The 18,494-nt window shown below is 64.8% G+C and carries 16 protein-coding genes; 13 read left to right on the forward strand and 3 right to left on the reverse strand.

The window, feature by feature from the left end:
- Window position 1: 1 nt before the first annotated feature.
- Complete coding sequence (locus JJE66_RS31660; RefSeq protein WP_200519232.1) at window positions 2-1,234, forward strand: glycosyltransferase family 4 protein; 1,233 nt, start codon at window positions 2-4, stop codon at window positions 1,232-1,234.
- Window positions 1,231-2,178 carry an NAD-dependent epimerase/dehydratase family protein gene (locus JJE66_RS31665; RefSeq protein ID WP_200519234.1) on the forward strand — a complete coding sequence of 316 codons (948 nt, stop codon included), beginning with the start codon at window positions 1,231-1,233 and terminating at the stop codon, window positions 2,176-2,178. The genes JJE66_RS31660 and JJE66_RS31665 overlap by 4 nt, the downstream gene beginning before the upstream one ends.
- Here the strand turns inward: JJE66_RS31665 and JJE66_RS31670 are convergent.
- Complete coding sequence (locus JJE66_RS31670; RefSeq protein WP_200520161.1) at window positions 2,166-3,119, reverse strand: glycosyltransferase family 4 protein; 954 nt, start codon at window positions 3,117-3,119, stop codon at window positions 2,166-2,168. The genes JJE66_RS31665 and JJE66_RS31670 overlap by 13 nt on opposite strands.
- A gap of 50 nt (window positions 3,120-3,169) precedes the next feature.
- Window positions 3,170-4,129, reverse strand: coding sequence for a lysylphosphatidylglycerol synthase transmembrane domain-containing protein (locus tag JJE66_RS31675; RefSeq protein ID WP_200520160.1), 960 nt, complete (start codon window positions 4,127-4,129; stop codon window positions 3,170-3,172).
- A 204-nt stretch (window positions 4,130-4,333) separates the two neighbouring features.
- Between JJE66_RS31675 and JJE66_RS31680 the strand changes: the two genes are divergently transcribed.
- The 10 genes from JJE66_RS31680 (at window position 4,334) to JJE66_RS31725 (ending at window position 16,783) form a co-directional block, all read left to right on the forward strand.
- Window positions 4,334-5,323 (forward strand): SDR family NAD(P)-dependent oxidoreductase, encoded by a 990-nt coding sequence (locus JJE66_RS31680; RefSeq protein WP_200519244.1) that lies wholly within the window; start codon window positions 4,334-4,336, stop codon window positions 5,321-5,323.
- 7 nt (window positions 5,324-5,330) lie between these two features.
- A complete protein-coding gene (locus tag JJE66_RS31685; protein WP_200519246.1) occupies window positions 5,331-6,743 on the forward strand; it encodes a mannose-1-phosphate guanylyltransferase/mannose-6-phosphate isomerase in 1,413 nt (470 codons plus the stop codon).
- 168 nt (window positions 6,744-6,911) lie between these two features.
- Complete coding sequence (locus tag JJE66_RS31690; RefSeq protein WP_200519248.1) at window positions 6,912-7,916, forward strand: Gfo/Idh/MocA family protein; 1,005 nt, start codon at window positions 6,912-6,914, stop codon at window positions 7,914-7,916.
- A 45-nt stretch (window positions 7,917-7,961) separates the two neighbouring features.
- On the forward strand, window positions 7,962-9,113 hold the full coding sequence (locus tag JJE66_RS31695) for a DegT/DnrJ/EryC1/StrS aminotransferase family protein (protein WP_200519250.1): 1,152 nt from the start codon (window positions 7,962-7,964) through the stop codon (window positions 9,111-9,113).
- Between the two features lie 242 nt (window positions 9,114-9,355).
- On the forward strand, window positions 9,356-10,882 hold the full coding sequence (gene murJ / locus JJE66_RS31700) for a murein biosynthesis integral membrane protein MurJ (protein WP_200519252.1): 1,527 nt from the start codon (window positions 9,356-9,358) through the stop codon (window positions 10,880-10,882).
- Between the two features lie 261 nt (window positions 10,883-11,143).
- On the forward strand, window positions 11,144-11,536 hold the full coding sequence (locus JJE66_RS31705) for a DUF1127 domain-containing protein (protein WP_200519254.1): 393 nt from the start codon (window positions 11,144-11,146) through the stop codon (window positions 11,534-11,536).
- A 231-nt stretch (window positions 11,537-11,767) separates the two neighbouring features.
- Window positions 11,768-14,077: a xanthine dehydrogenase family protein molybdopterin-binding subunit gene (locus JJE66_RS31710; protein WP_200519256.1), complete on the forward strand. Its 2,310-nt coding sequence runs from the start codon at window positions 11,768-11,770 to the stop codon at window positions 14,075-14,077.
- A 99-nt stretch (window positions 14,078-14,176) separates the two neighbouring features.
- Window positions 14,177-14,626: a cytochrome c gene (locus tag JJE66_RS31715; RefSeq protein WP_200519258.1), complete on the forward strand. Its 450-nt coding sequence runs from the start codon at window positions 14,177-14,179 to the stop codon at window positions 14,624-14,626.
- A gap of 250 nt (window positions 14,627-14,876) precedes the next feature.
- The gene (locus JJE66_RS31720) at window positions 14,877-16,160 is read left to right on the forward strand and encodes a cystathionine gamma-synthase family protein (protein WP_200519260.1); all 1,284 of its coding nucleotides are present in this window, start codon (window positions 14,877-14,879) and stop codon (window positions 16,158-16,160) included.
- Between the two features lie 8 nt (window positions 16,161-16,168).
- Complete coding sequence (locus JJE66_RS31725; protein ID WP_200519262.1) at window positions 16,169-16,783, forward strand: class I SAM-dependent methyltransferase; 615 nt, start codon at window positions 16,169-16,171, stop codon at window positions 16,781-16,783.
- Between the two features lie 178 nt (window positions 16,784-16,961).
- Here the strand turns inward: JJE66_RS31725 and JJE66_RS31730 are convergent, their stop codons facing one another.
- Window positions 16,962-17,381 (reverse strand): CHRD domain-containing protein, encoded by a 420-nt coding sequence (locus JJE66_RS31730; protein ID WP_200519264.1) that lies wholly within the window; start codon window positions 17,379-17,381, stop codon window positions 16,962-16,964.
- Between the two features lie 153 nt (window positions 17,382-17,534).
- On the opposite strand from JJE66_RS31730, the gene JJE66_RS31735 reads away from it, so the two are divergent.
- Window positions 17,535-18,461, forward strand: a complete 927-nt coding sequence (locus JJE66_RS31735; protein WP_200519266.1) for a cytochrome c — start codon at window positions 17,535-17,537, stop codon at window positions 18,459-18,461.
- The last annotated feature ends 33 nt before the right edge of the window (window positions 18,462-18,494 follow it).

Here is an 18,494-nt window from a genome sequence, read left to right on the forward strand (position 1 = left end):
CATGCAGCCTCAAGGCAAGATCGTCGGCAAGATCGTCGTCGCAAGCCAGCATTATCCGCCGGATCCGAGCACGACGGCGGCGATCATGGCCGAGATCGCCTGCCGCCTCGCCACAGAGCACGAGGTCGTGGTGCTCTCGGGCTCGCCAGGTGCGTTGCCGGCCTCGCAGACCGGTCCGGACAAGCCGCGCGTCGTCGCCGTCAAGAACCGGATGGCGGGAAAGGCGGCGCTGCTCCGGCGCGGCCTCTCGGAGCTCCTGTTCGTGCTGCGCATCTTCGTCGCGCTGCTGCGGCGGCTGCGACGCGGCGACGTCGTGCTCACCGTCACCGCGCCGTTCATGCTGCCTTATGCGGTCGCGGCCGCGGCGTGGCTCAAGGGCGCATGCTCCGCGTTGATCATGCATGATCTGTTTCCCGACGTGATGGTGATGGCGGGCCTTCTGAAGCCGCGCTCGGTCGTGGCGGGCATCATGCGTGCCGCCAACAGCCTGATGTTCCGCGCGCTCAACGCCGTCGTCACCATCGGCCGCGACGCCGAGCGACCGCTGCTCGGCTATTCCGGTATGACGCGGAGCAAGATCCGCTTCATCCCGAACTGGGCGACGCTGGTGCCCGCGGCGCGGCCGGTGAGATCGGACAATCCGTTCCGCAACGCGCTCGCGGCCCGCTTCATCGTCGGCTTGTCGGGCAATCTCGGCTTCACCCACGATCCGGAGATCGTGTTCGAGGCGGCGCGCCTGCTGAAGGACGAGGCGGATATCGGTTTCCTGCTTTCCGGCTGGGGCATCGGCTTCGAGCGGCTGAAGCAGTTGCAGGCGGATGCCAACCTGCCCAATGTCGCCTTCGTGGCGCGGGTCGAGGATTCCGAGCTCGAGGCGTTCCTGACTGCCGCCGACCTCTGGATCATCCCCTACCGGAAGGACGTGGCCGGGGTGTCGGTGCCAAGCCGCTTCTATAATCTGCTGGCGGTCGGCAGGCCGGTCGTGCTGGTCTCCGAGCCCGAGGCCGAGGCCGCGCTGACGGTGGTGGAGAACGGGCTCGGCTGGGTCGTGACCCCGGGCCGCGCCGATCAGCTCGCCGCGGCGATCCGTGTGGCGTCGGCGTCTTGCGACGGCGCCATGGCGGAGCGTGCGGCGAAGGCGGCATCGAAGTTCGATCGCACCGTGGCGATGAACGCCTATGCCGCCTTGATCGACGAATTGTTGCGCAACCCGAACCTCAGGGAGCAACGATGAGCGAGAGCAGGCGGGTCGTGCTGGTGACCGGGGCGAGCGGCTTCGTCGGCCGTCACGTCGTGCCGGACTTGGTGCGCGAGGGATGGTCGGTCCGGCGTGCGGTCCGCAGCCCGGAGGGCCTCGACGGCGAGGTCGTCATCGAGACGATCGGTCCCGACACCGACTGGACAGCTGCGCTCGACGGCGTCGATGCCGTCGTTCATCTCGCCGCGCGCGTGCATCACAAGCACGAGGAGCACGCAGTCCAGCTCTACCGCAACGTCAACATTGCCGGCACGCTGCACCTGGCGCGCTCTGCGGCCACCGCCGGCGTGCGCCAGTTCATCTTCGTCAGCACCGTTCTCGTGCATGGCCGCAGCAACGAGGGCCGTGCCCCGTTCAGCGAGGACGATGTCCTCACACCGCGCGGCCTCTACGGCATGTCCAAGGCGGCGGCCGAGGCGGGCTTGCGGACGCTCGCGCGCGACAGCGCCATGAATATCTCGGTGATCAGGCCGCCGCTGGTCTATGGTGCGGGCGCCAAGGGCAATTTTGCGCTGCTGACGCGCGCCGTGAACCTGGGATTGCCGCTGCCCTTTGCCGCGATCCACAACCACCGCGCCTTTCTCGCCGTGCAGAACCTCTCGTCCTTCATCCTGCGCCGGCTCGCTCATCCTGACGCCGCGAGCAATTTCGAGATCTTCCTGGTGGCCGACAAGGAGCAGGTCTCGACGCCCGAATTCATCGAGCGCCTGGCGAAGGCATCCGGCAAGAGCCCGCGGCTGTTCGGCATCTCGCCCGAGCTGCTGGGCTCGCTGTTCGGCCTGCTCGGCCGGCAGGATACGCATGACAGCCTGATCGGCTCGCTCGAGCTCAACGTCTCCAAGGCGATCGCAACGGGTTGGCAGCCGGAGGTGTCGCTCGACGAGGGCCTGCGACTGGCGCTGGCGGCTCAGGACGCCTGAGGGCGAGAGAACCGCCGCAGCACCAAGGCGACCGCGATCGCGCCTGCGAGCAGCGCTATCAGCGTGACCGTCATCGAGCCGGCACGAACGGTGACGATAGCAAGCCCTGCGAGCACGAGGTTGAGCGCGAACACTTCGCCGATCACGCGCGGGATCGTAAAGCCGCTGTCGGTGGCGCGCTGATAGAAATGCGAGCGGTGCGCCGACCAGAATTGTTCCCGCCTTGCGATGCGGCGGAACAGCGTGATGGTGGCATCGGCGAGGTAATAAGCGGGCAGCAGCAGCGCCGCGGCGGGTTGCCCGTGCCAGGCGAGCTCCAGCAGGCACCAGCCGAGCAACAGACCGATCGGCAGGCTGCCGACATCACCCAGAAACACTTTGGCGACCGGCTTGTTGAACGGCGCAAAGCCAAGCATGGCGCCGCACAGGGCAGTGGCGACCAGCACCGCCGGCCAGGACAATTCGCCGAGCAGTCCGAGCAGCAGCAGCGCCGCGGTCACCGGCACCACTTCCGCCGCCGTCATCAGGTCGAGCCCGTCCATGAAGTTGACGAGGTTCACGAACCAGATTCCGGCGAGCACGATCAGGCCGCGCTCCAGCGCCAGCGGCAGTGCCGGCACGATGCGCGCGGTCTCGGGCGCGGTGAACACGACGGCCCCGACGCAGGCAGCCTGCAGCACGAGCCGCACCAGCACCGGCAGCGAGACGATGTCGTCGGCGAATCCGACCAGCGCGATCACGATCGTTGCCATGACCAGCGCCGGCGGGACCGCCAGGTTCGCCCAGGCTGCCCACGCCAATGCGACGACGAGTGTCGCCGATATCACCGCGATGCCGGCGCCCTGTGGGGTCGGGATGCGGTGCGAGGAGCGCGCGTTCGGGCGCGCCAGTGCGTAGCGCTGGAGCAGGGGGCGGCTGGTCCAGGTGATGAGCGCCGACATCAGCGCGGCGATCGCAACGGCTATCAGCGACGGCACGATCGCAAGCGCGCTCACTCCGGGACCCCGAGCTGGGCCGAGCCCTGCGCGGCTTTTTCCGCGCTGAGGATCCAGACCAGGCCGCCGAATGCGCCGACGATGAAGGAGACCGCGCCGAACAGCAGCGAGACGTTGACGCCTTCGTTGGCGGCGAGTCCGGCGAAGCCGAAGGCCAGCCCCATGCTCGCCTCGCGCACGCCCCAGCCGGCGATCGAGATCGGCATCAGCGTGATCAGCATCACCGGCGGCACCAGCAGGAAAACCTGGGCGAAGCTGACGGGGGCCGCGATCGACTGCACCACGCACCAGGCGATGACGACCGCGAGCACGTGAACGAGCAGCGACAGGATCGCGATCATCGGTCCGCGGGCGCGGTCGAAGATCACGCGGTTGGCGATCACGGCGCAGGCGTGGATGTGGTGGGTCGCCCACCACGTCTTCAGCCACGGCCATTTCAGCGCGCCGAAGATCAGGAAGCCGACGCCGCCCGCAAGTGCCGCGAGGTCGAGGAGCAGCAGCGCCGAGCGGCCGTTCGGATCGGCGATGAGCGCGTAGCTCCAGGGCAGGCTCGCGACGATGAGGATCGCGAGTGCGACGAGGCCGATCGCGCGATCGACGAAGATCGAATAGGTCGCCGCACGCCATCCGGCGCCCGCCCGCGCCACCAGCCACAGCCGGACCGCGTCGCCGCCGATCGCCGACGGCAGGGTCTGGTTGAAGAAGGAGCCGATCACATTGTAGCGCATCGCGCGGCCGAGCTCGAGCGGCGCGCCGCATGCGGCGCTGACCTCGCGCCAGCGCAGCACGCCGACGAAGATTTGCAGGAACGTCACCGCGATCGCCATGCCGATCCAGAACAGGCTGGTCGCGGTAAAGCGCGACAACAGCTCGGTCAGGTCGACCTTGCGCAGCGCCAGGTACAGCAGCGCCGCGGAGATCAGGATTTTGGCTGTCGACAGCAGGATTCGGCGCATCTCGCCCGCAGGGTTTGCGAAGATTGGAGGCAACCCGACGCGAGGCGCCGAATTCGGCCGCTTTGGTATGGTCTTGGCGCCGATCTTGCAATAGCTGTCATGAGGAGCTGTCATCAGGAGCCTTTACTATCGGCGGCGGGCTATTGCGCGCCCTCGATACCGGCTAAAGAGGCGCCGCGGGCTTAGGGATTGCTTGGGAACAGGATGACGGATCAGGCGATTTTGGTCACGGGCGCGGCCGGTTTCATCGGCTTTCACGTCGCCCGGCAACTGCTGGCCGAGGGTCGGGCCGTGGTCGGGCTGGACAACCTCAACAGCTATTACGATCCCGCGCTGAAGCAGGCGCGCCTGGCGCAGCTTAGGAACGAGTCCCGTTTCTCCTTCGTGCAGGCCGATCTGGCCGATCGCGCAACGATGGCGGCGCTGTTTGCGCGGCATCGCTTTGCAGAGGTCGTGCATCTCGCCGCCCAGGCCGGCGTGCGCTATTCGATCGAGCATCCGCAGAGTTACGTAGATTCCAATCTCCAGGGCTTCCTCAACGTGCTCGAGGGCTGCCGCAACAGCGGCTGTCGTCATCTCGTCTACGCCTCGTCATCTTCCGTTTACGGCGCCAACACGAAACTGCCGTTTTCCGAGCGGGACCGGACCGATCATCCCGTGAGCTTCTACGCTGCGACCAAGAAGGCGAACGAGGTGATGGCGCAGTCCTACAGCCATCTGTATCGGTTGCCGGTCACGGGCCTGCGCTTCTTTACCATCTACGGCCCGTGGGGACGGCCGGATATGGCCATGTTTCTGTTCGTAAACGCCATCATGGCTGATAAGCCGATCCGGCTCTTTAACCATGGCAGAATGCGCCGCGACTTCACCTATGTTGACGACGTCACCCGTGTAGTATCCAAGCTGATCGATCTTGTGCCTGCGGACGATCCGGCTGCCGCAAATGCGCCATCTCGGGTCTACAATGTCGGAAACCATCGCCCCGAAGAGCTGATGCATGTCGTCGCCCTTCTGGAGCGGGAGCTGGGTCGGACGGCGGTCAAAGAATTGCTGCCGATGCAGCCGGGAGATGTGGTGGAAACGTTCGCGGATGTCGAGGATTTGATGCGCGACACCGGCTTTGCACCGTCAACGCCGATCGAGCATGGGGTTCGCAATTTCGTCACCTGGTATCGGGACTACTTCAAGGTTTGATATGACGATGGACAAACGCATTATCCCCCTGATCATGTGCGGCGGCGCCGGCACGCGGCTGTGGCCGGCTTCGCGCGAGGTGCGCCCGAAGCAGTTTTTGCCGCTGTTCGGCGCCCGCTCGACCTTCCAGGACACGCTCTCGCGCGTCTCCGATCCCTCGTTGTTCGAGCGCCCCATCGTCATCACCAATGCGTCCTACCGCTTCATGGTGCTGGAGCAGCTCGCCGAAATCGGCATCGAGGCCGACGTGATCCTCGAACCGATGCGGCGCGATTCCGGCCCCGCGATCGCCGCCGGCGCGGTGTTCGCGCAAAACCGCACCAGTGAAGCGATCGTGCTCGCGCTCGCCGCCGACCACGTGGTGCAGGACAATGCCGCCTTCGTCGCCGCCTGCCGCGAAGGCCTCGCTGCCGCGAGCACGGGACGCATCGTCACCTTCGGCGTCAAGCCGGAGCGGCCGGCGACCGAATACGGCTATATCAGCCCGGGTGAGGTGATCTCCGGCGAGGTGCACGCGGTCGCGCGCTTCGTCGAGAAGCCGGATGCGGTGAAGGCCGCCGACTACGTCAATTCGGGCTATCTCTGGAACAGCGGCAACTTCATGTTTCCCGCGAGCCTGCTGCTCGACGAATATCGCAAGGTGGATGCGGCGAGCGTGGAGACGATTTCCAGCGCGGTCGCTAACGCCGGCCGCGATCTCGGCTTCGTGACGCTGGAGCCGCAGGCGTTCGGCGCAGCCAAGGCGATCTCGATCGACTATGCCGTGATGGAGAAGACCTCGCGCGCAGCGGTCGTGCCGGTATCCTGCGGCTGGTCCGACGTCGGCTCCTGGCGCGCGGTGTGGGAGCTGTCGGACAAGGACACGCAAGGCAATGCGGCGCATGGCACCGCGGTGTTCGAGGATTCGCGCAACTGCAACGTCACCTCCGATCACGCGCTGGTCGCGCTCGAAGGCGTCGACGATCTCGTCGTGGTGGCGACCGCGGACGCGGTCCTGGTCTCGCGCCAGAAGGATGCCAACGGGCTGAAGCGGCTGGTGACCAAGCTCAAGACAGTCGCGCCGAAGGTCACCGAAGAGCATCTCAAGGTGCACCGGCCCTGGGGCAGCTATCAGTCGGTCGACAATGGCGAGCGCCATCAGGTCAAGCGCATCGTGGTCAAGCCGGGCGGGCGGCTGTCGCTGCAGAAGCACCATCATCGCGCCGAGCACTGGATCGTGGTCCGGGGTGCTGCCCGCGTCACCGTCAACGAGACCGTGAAGACGGTGCACGAGAACGAGTCGATCTACATCCCGATGGGCGCTGTCCACCGCATGGAGAATCCCGGCAAGATCCTGCTGGAACTGATCGAGGTCCAGACCGGCTCCTATCTCGGGGAAGACGACATCATCCGGATTGAAGACGACTATCAAAGGTCGTAACCAGCAAACTCCGAATCACGTGATCCCAGCCAAAAAGATGCTAAGGCCCGGGGAACGTGTAATTTTTTGAATCAAATCGTGTCCGGATCAAAAGCCCGGCATTCGCCACAAATGTGGCACCCGTGCTAGAAGCTGCCCGGGGATTGGGTTGAATCGGGGTTCGATCAGATGAGTTCCAAAGGGTCACAACCGGCACAGGCCGGCTTGCGCGTCGGCGTCATCGGCGCGGGCGTGATGGGCAGCAACCATGCGCGCGTGCTGAGCGGTCTGCCCGGCGTCAGCCTGGTCGGTGTGGTCGATCCTTCGCCGGCGCATCGCGCACGCGCGACGGAGCTCGCCAATTGCGCGAGCTTCGAGACGCTCGATCAGCTCCTCGCCGAGGGCGTCGATGCCGTCACCATCGCGGCGCCGACCCATCTGCATCACGAGGTCGCGCTCGCCTGCATCGCCAAGAACATCCACGTGCTGGTCGAAAAGCCGATCGCGTCCACGGTCGCCGAAGGCCGCGAGATCGTCACCGCCGCGCAAAAGGCCGGCGTCACTTTGATGGTCGGCCATGTCGAGCGCTTCAATCCGGCGGTCGCCGCCGTCAAGCAGGCGATCGCGGGTGAGGACATCCTCTCGATCGCGATCACGCGCGTCGGCCCGTTCCCGCCGCGCATGTCCAATGTCGGCGTGGTCATCGACCTTGCCGTGCACGATATCGATCTGATCCGCTGGTTCACTGAATCCGACATCGTCGAGGTGCAGCCGCAGCTGTCGAGCGCGATCGCCGAGCGCGAGGACATCGCGTTGTTGCAGTTCCGCACCGCCAATGGCGTGCTCGCCCACATCAACACCAACTGGCTGACGCCGTTCAAGGCGCGCAGCGTCACGGTCGCGACCCGCGGCAAATATGTGATGGGCGATCTGCTGACGCGCCAGGTCACCGAATGCTTCGGCTTCAAGCCTGATGGCAGCTATTCGATGCGGCATCTGCCGGTCGGCCATGACGAGCCGCTGCGTGCCGAGCTGATCGCGTTCCTCAAGGCCGTACGTAGCGGCGAAACGCCGGCGGTCACCGGCGACGAAGGTGTCGCCAGCCTCGAGATCGCGACGCAGTGCCTCGAGACTCCGTCGCGGCCCGCCGCCAATTCGGCCGCCCGCAAGGGTCCGCGCCGCATCGCCGGCTAAAACCCTTCCATCTCGACCACGCAAGAAGGCGCCAGGAATCAGGCCATGAACCAGCATCTGCGTTCCGAACCCATTCCCTTCATCGACGTCGCCTCGCAGCGCCGCCGGCTCGGCGCCTCGCTCGATGCCGCGGTCAAGCGCGTGCTCGACCATTGCCAGTTCGTCAATGGCCCGGAGGTCGCCGAGTTCGAAAAGCAGCTTGCGGCCTATTGCGGCGCCAAGCACGTGATCGGCTGCGCCAGCGGCACCGATGCGCTGCTGATGATCCTGATGGCGAAGAATGTCGGGCCGGGCGATGCCGTGCTGTGTCCGTCCTTCACCTTCATCGCGACCGCGTCGCCGGCGGCGCGCACCGGCGCAACGCCCGTTTATGTCGACGTCGACGAGACGACCTTCAACATGAGCCCGGAGTCGCTCAAGCGCGGCATCGCGACCGCCCGCAAGGCCGGTCTGAAGCCGGTCGCGGTGATTCCGGTCGATCTGTTCGGCCAGCCCGCCGATCACGATGCGATCGCCGAGATCGCCAAGGCCGAAGGCCTGTTCGTGATCGACGACGCAGCCCAGGGTTTTGGCGCGAGCTACAAGGGCCGCAAGCTCGGCACGTTCGGGCTCGCCACAGCGACCAGCTTCTTCCCGGCAAAACCGCTCGGCTGCTTCGGCGACGGCGGCGCCATCCTCACCGATGACGACGAGCTCGCCGCTACGCTGCGCAGCATCCGCGTGCACGGGCAGGGCATCGACAAATACGACAACGTCCGCCTCGGCCTGACCGGCCGACTCGACACCATGCAGGCCGCGATCCTGATCGAGAAGCTCAGGATATTCGACGACGAGATCGCCGCCCGCAATAAGGTCGCGGAGCGCTACGCGCGGGGACTGTCCAACGTCGTGACCGTGCCGCGTCTGCCGCCCGGCAACACCTCGGTCTGGGCGCAGTATACTATTCGCCTGCCCGAGGGCACCGACCGCGACGGCTTTGCCGCCGCGCTAAAAGCCCAGGGCGTGCCGACCGCGATCTATTACGGCAAGTCGATGCATCAGCAGACCGCCTACAAGCAGTACCCGGTCGCGGACGGCGGCCTGCCGGCTTGCGAGAGCCTGTCGCAGGACGTCATCAGCCTGCCGATGCACGCCTATCTGACCGAAGCCGATCAGGAGCGGGTAATCGCCGCCGTGCGCGGCGCGATTTCGGGCTGATCTCGCTTCACCTCTCCCGTAGGGAGAGGTCGGATCGCATCGAAGATGCGATCCGGGTGAGGGGATACGGCTTCACTGAATGCTGCGGCCCCTCACCCGGATTGCACTGGACGATGCTTCGCATCGCCACTGCAATCCGACCTCTCCCCGTCGGGGAGAGGTGGGCACCGAGCAAGCCTTTTTTGATCCCATCATCGTTCAAAGCCTTATCGATTGACCGATAAGCCTCTAGAAGAGTCCGCATGCTCGGACGCATCTTCACGGTTGGTGGTTACACGCTGCTCTCGCGGCTGACGGGATTTGCCCGCGACATCATGCTCGCGGCGATCCTCGGCGCCGGCCCCGTGGCCGACGCCTTCTACGTAGCCTTCCGGCTACCCAATCATTTCCGCGCGATCTTTGCCGAAGGCGCCTTCAACGCCGCCTGGGTGCCGGCCTATGCCCATGTCCATGGCGAGCGCGGGGAGGGAGCGGCAAGGCTGTTCGCCGACCGCATCTTCACGCTGCTGCTGGCTTCGCAGGTGGTGCTGCTGATCGTCGCCTGGCTGTTCATGCCGCAGGCCATGAGCATTCTCGCTCCTGGTTTCGGAGCAGATGACGAACGCGGCCGCCTTGCAATTGAGCTAACCCGCATAACGTTTCCGTATTTGCTTTTAATGACGCTGGTGACGCTCTACGGCGGCATGCTCAATGTCATGCGCCGGTTCGCCAGCGCCGCTGCCGCGTCGATCTTCCTAAGTCTCGCGATGATGATGACCTTGGCGCTGGCCGCATGGTTTCCCACCGTCGGTCACGCCGCCGCCTGGGGAGTCCTCATCTCGGGCTTCCTGCAATATTTCCTGCTCGCCGGTGACCTCGCGCGCCATGGCGGGCTGCCGCGCTTTGCGCCGCTCAGGCTCGATGAAGACGTCCGCGCCTTCTTCAAGGCGTTGGGCCCCGCGACACTTGGCTCGATGGGCACCCAGGTCGCGCTATTCGCCGACACAATCATCGCGACGTTCCTTCCCGCGGGCGCGCTGTCGGCGCTCTATTATGCCGATCGTCTCAACCAGCTGCCGATCGGCGTCATCGGCATTGCTATCGGCACGGTGCTGCTGCCGGAGATGTCGCGGCGGATCACGGCCAACGACCACGACGGCGCCATGAAAGCGCAGCGCCGCGCCTTCGACTTCACGCTGCTGTTCTCGGTACCGTTCGTCGCGGCTTTCCTCACCGTGCCCGACGAGATCATGCGCGCGCTGTTCGCCCGTGGCGCGTTCTCGAAGGAAGATGCGGCTGCCGCAGGCGCGACGCTCGCCGCTTACGCCATCGGCCTCATTCCCTTCGTGCTGATCCGCAGCGCAGTCGCGACCTTCTACGCGCGCAAGGATACCGCGACGCCGGTCCGCGCCTCGCTGTCGGGCATCGCGGTCAACGTTGCGCTGAAACTCGCTCTGATGGGATCGCTCGCCCAGATCGGCCTGGCGCTGGCAACAGCCGTCGGCGTCTGGACCAATCTGCTGCTGGTGCTGTTCTTCGCCGTGCGGCGCGGCTTTCTCGTGCTCGATCGTGCCTGGCTGATGTCGCTCGCCAAATTCCTGCTGACCGGCATCATCCTCGCCGCAGCCTTCTGGCTGATCGCGCGCTTCAGTGGCTCTGCGTTGGGCGCGATGCACTTCCGGGACGAAGTGACTCTGGTCTTGTTGGCTGTCGGCGGCACGATCGTCTACGCGCTCGCGATTCTCATCCTGTTCGGCCGCAACTGGTTGTTTTCGCTGGTGCGCGGTTAGGCGGCGCGAGAGGCTCACCCTTAGGCTGCAGCCCAACACCGCACATCCCTTGATTTTGCACGATTGCCGTGCTATTGGCAGCCCATGATTAAATCGTCGCGCAAAATCAACTCCATGCACATGACCCGCTTCGGCTGGGCCGTGGAAGGAGTCGTGCGCTAGCAATTCGACGACGACATCTTTTCCACCAGGCCCCGCCGGCATCGGATGGGGCCTTTTGTTTGGCCACGCTCCCTGCCGGCACAACAGCAGGAGCATCCGATGCCACCCCAACTGACGGACGTCTCACCCGGGATTGAAGGCGATGCCGCACGGCGCGGCCTCAATCTCTCCATCGTGCAGGCGAAGGATGCGATCGACCAGGCTTTGGCCGCGCGCCTCAAGGCGTCGGCTGCAGCCTTGGATGACGCTTTGTCTGAGAAGGATGCTGCTGGACCGCCGGCTGCACCGACGCGAAACATTCTGAGCTTGCTCAAGCGCTATTGGCGTGCGTTTCGGGATCGGCGCCAGAGCCCATCCTTGCAGGACCTGAGTGACAGGGCGCTGATGGATATCGGCCTGACGCGCGGAGAGATCGATTATCTCACGCCTCAGCGAGCTATTGATACATTGAGAGACAGCACGATGTATCTATGGAGCCGTCGTGGGATGTAATCTGGAGAGGCGCTTGGCGGGTTACTTCTTCGTGGCGGATCCTTCGAGATGCCCGCTTTGGCGGGCTCCTCAGGATGAGGTGTTGATTCGCGGCGCAACTCTGGACCCGTCTGATGACGGGGCGGGGGTGCGTTCCCCAGTCTGCGACCCATAAACCCGCCTAATCCCGTTTGCCTTGCCACTTCTTCCACGGCAATATGCCGGCAAAATAACCATAGGACGGGACAAGAAATGGCAGCCCCCATCAAGTTCGGCGTTGGCCAAAGCGTGCTGCGCAAGGAGGATGACGCACTGATCCGCGGCAAGGGCCGCTACACCGACGATTACGCGCCGCAGGCTGCGCTGCGCTGCCTGATGCTGCGCTCGCCGCATGCGCATGCCAAATTCACCATTGACGTGAGCCGCGCTCGCACCCTTCCCGGGGTGGCGCTGATCCTGACCGCTGCCGAGATTGGGGATCTCGGCAATCTGCCCTGCCTTTTCAATCTCGAGACCGATCCCTTCACAGGCCCGCCTTACCCGATCCTCGCCAAGGATGAAGTGCGCCATGTCGGCGATTGCATCGCCTTCGTCGTCGCCGAGACCATCGACCAGGCCCGCGACGCGATCGAGGCGATCGAGGTCAAATGGTCGCCACTGCCAGCGGTGACCGGCCTCGTCAACGCCGTGAAGAAGGGCGCGCCGCAGGTCTGGCCGGACAAGCCCGGCAATGTGCTGTTCGACGTTTCGATCGGTGACAAGGCCGCGACGGAAGCTGCGTTTGCCAAGGCGCATACGGTCGCCGAAATCTCCATCGTCAATCCGCGCGTGGTCGCGAGCTTCATGGAGACGCGCGCGGCGGTCTGCGAATACGACGCGAAGGCCGATCACCTCACGCTAACAATCGGCAGCCAAGGCAGCCACCGCCTGCGCGACATCCTCTGTCAGAACGTGCTGAATATCCCGACCGAGAAGATGCGGGTGATCTGCCCCGATGTCGGCGGCGGCTTTGGCACCAAGCTGTTTCCCTACCGTGAATACGCCCTGGTGGCGGTCGCTGCGCGCAAGCTGAAAAAAGCAGTGAAATGGGCGGCGGATCGCTCCGAGCATTTCATGGGCGACGCGCAGGGCCGCGACAACGTCACCACGGCGAAGATGGCGCTGACTGAAGACGGCAAATTCCTCGCGATGGATTGCGACCTGATGGGCGACATGGGCGCTTATCTCTCGACCTTCGGGCCCTACATCCCGCATGGCGGCGCCGGCATGCTGCCGGGGCTCTACGACATCCAGGCTTTCCACTGTCGGGTGCGCACCATCTTCACCAACAGCGTGCCTGTTGATGCCTATCGCGGTGCGGGCCGGCCCGAGGCCGCCTATGTAATCGAACGTCTTGTGGATGCCTGCGCGCGCAAACTGGACATGACTCCGGATGCCATCCGCCGCAAGAATTTCATCCAGCCTAAGGCGCTGCCCTACAAGACCGCGACCGGCAAGGTCTACGATTCCGGCGACTTCGCCGCGCATCTGAAGCGCGCGATGGAGATCGCCGACTGGAAGGAGTTTTCAAAGCGCGCCAGGGCGGCCAAGAAGAACGGCCTGATCCGCGGCATCGGGCTTGCGAGCTATGTCGAGGTCTGCGGCACCATGGGCGAGGAGACCGCCAATGTGCGGATGGACCCCAATGGCGACATCACTGTGCTGATCGGCACGCAGTCGAGCGGGCAGGGCCACCAGACCGCCTATGCGCAGATCGTCGCCGAGCAGTTCGGCGTCGCGCCCGAGCGCGTGCACGTCCACCAAGGCGACACCGCCATGATCGCAACCGGCCTTGGCACCGGCGGCTCGGCCTCGATTCCCTCGGGCGGCGTCAGCGTCGAGCGCGCCACGCGCGAGCTCGGTCAAAAGCTCAAGGAGATCGCAGCGCAGGCGTTGGAGGCCAGCGCCGGCGACCTGGAGATCACCGACGGCATCGTGCGCATCGCCGGCACCGACCGTTCGATCTCGTTCGCCGATCTCGCCAGGCGGCCGAACGCCGATCCATCGAAGCTGAACGCCAGCGCGACCTTCGCCAGCGCCGATGGCACCTATCCCAACGGCACCCATGTCGCGGAAGTCGAGATCGATCCGGCCACCGGCATCATCAAGGTCGCCAATTATGTGATCGTCGACGATTTCGGCAAGACGCTCAATCCGCTGCTTTTGGCGGGCCAGGTGCATGGCGGTGCCATGCAGGGCATCGGCCAGGCGCTGATGGAACAGGTGGTCTATGGCGCGGGTGACGGCCAGCTCATCACCGCAACCTACATGGACTACGCGCTGCCGCGCGCGGCCGACGGCCCGTCCTTCGTGTTCGAGACCAACAACATTCCCTGCACGACCAATCCGATGGGCGTGAAGGGCGCGGGCGAGGCCGGTGCGATCGGTTCCTGTCCCGCCGTCGTCAACGCCATCGTCGACGGGCTGTGGCGCGAGTACAAGATCGATCACATCGACATGCCGGCGACACCAGAACGTGTTTGGATCGCGATCAACGAGCACCGCCGCCGCCATAGCCTCTGAAATGCGGCGTCCGCGCGGCGGGAATTAAGTGCCCGCCGCCGTGTTCTAACCCATGAACGCCTCTCCCCAAACCGTCTTGCGAGCCGGAGAAACACGCCGATGAAACGAATTTTGATTGTCGCGGGCACCCTCATCCTGGGTGCGGGCGCCGTGATGGCGCAGCAGGAGGTTGCCGTCCAGCAGGACAATCTGATGCGCTCGCAGGCCAAGAGCATGTACGGCGTCATCCTGAAGATGACCAAGGGCGACATTCCCTACGACCAGAAGGCGGTCGACCAGGCGGTGGCCAGCCTCGAGGCTGATGTCGCCAAGATTGCCAAGACCTTTGCGGTCAATCCCAAGCAGGACGTGGTCAACGCGACCTACGGCGCGTCGCCAAAGGTCTGGCAGAACAAGGCCGATTTCGATTCCAAGATCCCGCCGGTGCAGAAAGCAATCGCCGACGTCAAGGGCAAGATCACCGACGTGGCGAGCCTCAAGGCCGCCTACACCGCGATGAACGACCGTTGCAATGATTGCCACGAGACGTACCGGGTGAAGCTGAAGTAGGTGTTCCGTTTGTAGCTCGGATGGAGCGCAGCGAAATCCGGGACAAACCTGTCAGCTAGCAGATGATTCCCCGGATTGCGCTTCCGTCTTCGCTCTTCGAGCTACGGCGGACAAGTCGCTCCATCCGGGCTACGGGACTGCCACGAGCGCAGCTGCAAATTCCAGTGCGCAAGGCCTGACGGATCGCTGTCAGAACGGTTATCTTCACGCCGACGCCCGGCGAGGATCCGAATCAACAGCGAGACAGGCCATGGCAAAACCGTTTCCGTCGAAAACCCATATCGGCAACCATATGCTGCATCCGGAAACGCTGATGCTGACCTATGGCTATGATCCCCAATTGTCGGAAGGCGCCATCAAGCCGCCGGTGTTCCTGACCTCGACCTTCGTATTCAAGACGGCCGAGGACGGGCAGGATTTTTTCGATTACGTCTCGGGCCGGCGCGAGCCGCCAGCGGGCATGGGTGCGGGCCTGGTCTATTCGCGCTTCAACCACCCCAACAGCGAGATCGTCGAGGACAGGCTCGCGGTCTACGAGCGCACCGAGAGCTGTGCGCTGTTCTCGTCCGGCATGGCGGCGATCTCCACGACGATTTTGGCTTTCGTCCGCCCGGGCGACGTCATTCTGCACTCCCAGCCGCTCTATGGCGGGACGGAAACACTGCTGACGAACACGCTGGCGCGGCTCTCGATCGGCGCGGTCGGCTTTGCCGACGGCATTGACGAGGTGGCGGTCAACCAGGCCGCGGACGAGGCGATGCGGAAGGGGCGGGTTTCGATGATCCTGGTCGAGACGCCTGCCAACCCGACCAACGGCCTGGTCGACGTTGCGCTGATGCGCCGCGTCGCCGACGCGATCGGAAAGGCCCAGGGCCACACGCCGATCATCGCCTGCGACAACACGCTGCTCGGTCCGGTGTTTCAGCGGCCGATCGAGCATGGCGCCGATCTCTCGCTGTATTCGCTGACCAAATATGTCGGCGGTCATTCCGACCTGATCGCGGGTGCCGCGCTCGGCACCAAGGCGATCATGAAGGGCGTCAAGGCGCTGCGCGGCGCCATCGGTACCCAGCTCGATGCGCATTCCTGCTGGATGATCAACCGCTCGCTCGAGACCCTGAGCCTGCGCATGGAGAAGGCCGACAGCAACGCGCGCCTGGTGGCGGATTATCTGCGCGACCACACCAAGGTGGCCAAGGTCCATTATCTCGGCCATCACGAGGTGACGTCGCCGGCGGGGCGCGTGTTCGCGCGGCAATGCCTGGGTGCGGGATCGACGTTCTCGTTCGACATCGTCGGCGGCCAGGCGGGGGCGGAGAAGTTCCTCAATGGCTTGCAAATCTTCAAGCTCGCGGTCAGCCTCGGCGGAACGGAGTCGCTGGCGAGCCTGCCGGCGACGATGACCCATTCCGGCGTCCCGGCCGACATCCGCCACAAGATCGGCGTCCTCGATTCCACCATCCGGCTGTCGATCGGCATCGAACATCCGTCGGATCTGATCGCGGATCTTGAGCAGGCGTTGAGTGCGGCGTAGGAAAAGGCATGAGCGATCCCTCCGCCCAACTTCGCGCGCGCATTGTCGCGCTGGCACGGGCCCAGGACCCCTACGCGTACATTTTTGCGGGCAAGGAGTTTCGGCGAGATTATGTGGCCGCCCGTACGGTTGCCTGGAGCGCGCTGTTTAGGGATATGCGCGATACGACCAAGCGGGTGCTCGAGATCGGCTCGAAGGAAGGACGGTCTGCACTGTTCTGGCTCGAGTTTTTTGCGGGCGCGCATCTCACTTGCGTCGATCTCTTCGATAGCGAGGATGCCGGCCGTTTCGACCGCAACCTCGCTGCCTATGGCACGCGGCTGCGCAAGATCGCGGGGACCTCGATCAAGGCGCTCGGGTCTTTGCGCGAAGAGAACGCGGTGTTCGACTTCATCTATGTCGACGGCAGCCATCAGCGTGACGACGTGATGATCGACTGCCTCGGCGCCTGGCGCCTGCTGCGCGAGGGCGGCGTGATGCTGATGGACGACTACACCTGGAAGCCGGACAATCCCGACGCGGAGCGTGTCGCGCCTGCCGTGGACATTTTTCTCGCCTGGCACGCCGATGCCGAAGTGATCCTCAGGAGCCACCAGGTCGCCGTGCGGAAAGGTCCGGCGTAGCCTGGGTGGAGCGACTTGTCCGCCGTAGCTCGAAGAGCGAAGGCGGAAGCGAAATCCGGGAAGGGTTTCCGAGCGGACAGCTCCATCCCGGATTGCGCTGCGAGACTGGGCTACGGACTCGAAAAGGCCGGACGCTCTTTCCTGCGCCCGGCCTTCGCCGATAAAGTTCTGATGAAACTTACTTCGTCACCTGGCCGCGGATCTCGCCGCCCGGGTTGGCTGCCGTGTGAATGTTGACGTAGAGCTTGCCGGCCAAGAGATCGGAGGCCTGCGCGTCGGTCAGCGTCGCCGAGCCTTCGACCGGGCTGGTGGCGGCGCCGGGGATCGGGACCATGACGCCGGCGTTCTTGCCGGCCTCGGCGGGGCCGTGGAAATGGGCGGCGGTGGCGGGGCCGGAGAGACCGGAATAGGTCAGCTTCCACGAGAGCTTCTTGGAGGCGGCGTCGTAGTCGATATCGGCGGTGCCGGTGCCGCTGCTGGTGGTGGCGGGGACTTCGGACTTGCCATTCAGCGTCGCCTTCAGTTTCTCCGCGCTGGCCGTGCCTGCGAATGCGACGACGGCTCCGAGCGCCAGCGTGGCAAAAAGCGCTTTGTTCATGGGTCTCTCCCTGTTGACGCCTGATTGCGGTCAACTTGCAAACAGTGCGGTTCCGACTTTATTCCCGCATTCCGGTCAAACCATCTAAATTATTCGTGGCTGGAGCGGCCGCGGGATGATCCGTAAATTCGCCAGAGTCCGATGGGATCCTCAATGCCGCGACGAACAATTCATGTCATTTTGATTGCCGCCGTCGCAGCCTTTGCTGTCTACTGGTGGCTGACGGCACCGACCGCTTTGGCCTTGCCGGCGCCGATGCGCGGACCCGATCTCGCCAACGGGCAGGAGCTGTTCAACGCCGGCGGGTGCTCCTCCTGTCATGCGGTGCCCAACCAGCCTGACCGCCTGCGGCTCGGCGGTGGCCTGGCGCTCGGCTCGCCGTTCGGGACGTTCTATGCGCCCAACATTTCGCCCGACCCTGTCGACGGCATCGGCCGCTGGAGCGAGGCGGATTTCGTCAACGCGGTGATGCGCGGCATCTCGCCTGAGGGCACGCACTACTTCCCGGCGTTTCCCTACACCTCCTACCATCTTGCGAAGATCGACGACATCCGCGATCTCTTTGCGTATCTGAAGACGCTGCCGCCGGTGTCCGGCCGGGTGCGCGACCACGATCTGCCGTTTCCCTTCAACATTCGCCGCAATGTCGGCATCTGGAAGTTGCTGTTCATGGATGTCAGGCCGTTCATGCCGGATCCGGCGCGGTCCGCGCAATGGAATCGCGGCGCCTATCTCGTGAACGGTTTTGGCCATTGCGCCGAATGCCACAGTCCGCGCAACGCCCTCGGTGGCATCATCCGCGGCGAGCGCTTCGCCGGCGGTCCCAATCCCGAAGGCGAGGGGTGGGTGCCGAACATCACGCAGAAGGGCATCGGTAGCTGGAGCGAGAAAGATATTGCCGATTTCCTCGAAACCGGCGACATGCCCGAGGGCGACAGCGCATCGGGCTCGATGCGGCCGGTGATCAAGAACCTTGCACGGCTCAAGCCCGAGGACCGCGCCGCGATGGCGGCCTATCTGAAGTCGCTGCCGCCGATCGATGGCCCGACGCCGCCCAAGCGCAAGCAAGGTGGCGGCTGACGCAGGCCGTTTCCAATTGACACGCCGAGATTG

The sequence above is a fragment of the Bradyrhizobium diazoefficiens genome (genome assembly GCF_016612535.1).
Lineage (GTDB): Bacteria > Pseudomonadota > Alphaproteobacteria > Rhizobiales > Xanthobacteraceae > Bradyrhizobium > Bradyrhizobium diazoefficiens_C.

What these genes read in the sequence shown, in the direction of transcription:
- JJE66_RS31730 (WP_200519264.1), bottom strand. Translation starts at nt 17,381, where the DNA reads ATGAACAAAGCGCTTTTTGCCACGCTGGCGCTCGGAGCCGTCGTCGCA.
- JJE66_RS31720 (WP_200519260.1), top strand. Translation starts at nt 14,877, where the DNA reads ATGGCAAAACCGTTTCCGTCGAAAACCCATATCGGCAACCATATGCTG.
- JJE66_RS31675 (WP_200520160.1), bottom strand. Translation starts at nt 4,129, where the DNA reads ATGCGCCGAATCCTGCTGTCGACAGCCAAAATCCTGATCTCCGCGGCG.
- JJE66_RS31725 (WP_200519262.1), top strand. Translation starts at nt 16,169, where the DNA reads ATGAGCGATCCCTCCGCCCAACTTCGCGCGCGCATTGTCGCGCTGGCA.
- JJE66_RS31665 (WP_200519234.1), top strand. Translation starts at nt 1,231, where the DNA reads ATGAGCGAGAGCAGGCGGGTCGTGCTGGTGACCGGGGCGAGCGGCTTC.
- JJE66_RS31685 (WP_200519246.1), top strand. Translation starts at nt 5,331, where the DNA reads ATGGACAAACGCATTATCCCCCTGATCATGTGCGGCGGCGCCGGCACG.
- JJE66_RS31690 (WP_200519248.1), top strand. Translation starts at nt 6,912, where the DNA reads ATGAGTTCCAAAGGGTCACAACCGGCACAGGCCGGCTTGCGCGTCGGC.
- JJE66_RS31715 (WP_200519258.1), top strand. Translation starts at nt 14,177, where the DNA reads ATGAAACGAATTTTGATTGTCGCGGGCACCCTCATCCTGGGTGCGGGC.
- JJE66_RS31710 (WP_200519256.1), top strand. Translation starts at nt 11,768, where the DNA reads ATGGCAGCCCCCATCAAGTTCGGCGTTGGCCAAAGCGTGCTGCGCAAG.
- murJ (WP_200519252.1), top strand. Translation starts at nt 9,356, where the DNA reads ATGCTCGGACGCATCTTCACGGTTGGTGGTTACACGCTGCTCTCGCGG.
- JJE66_RS31705 (WP_200519254.1), top strand. Translation starts at nt 11,144, where the DNA reads ATGCCACCCCAACTGACGGACGTCTCACCCGGGATTGAAGGCGATGCC.
- JJE66_RS31670 (WP_200520161.1), bottom strand. Translation starts at nt 3,119, where the DNA reads ATGTCGGCGCTCATCACCTGGACCAGCCGCCCCCTGCTCCAGCGCTAC.
- JJE66_RS31660 (WP_200519232.1), top strand. Translation starts at nt 2, where the DNA reads ATGCAGCCTCAAGGCAAGATCGTCGGCAAGATCGTCGTCGCAAGCCAG.
- JJE66_RS31695 (WP_200519250.1), top strand. Translation starts at nt 7,962, where the DNA reads ATGAACCAGCATCTGCGTTCCGAACCCATTCCCTTCATCGACGTCGCC.
- JJE66_RS31735 (WP_200519266.1), top strand. Translation starts at nt 17,535, where the DNA reads ATGCCGCGACGAACAATTCATGTCATTTTGATTGCCGCCGTCGCAGCC.
- JJE66_RS31680 (WP_200519244.1), top strand. Translation starts at nt 4,334, where the DNA reads ATGACGGATCAGGCGATTTTGGTCACGGGCGCGGCCGGTTTCATCGGC.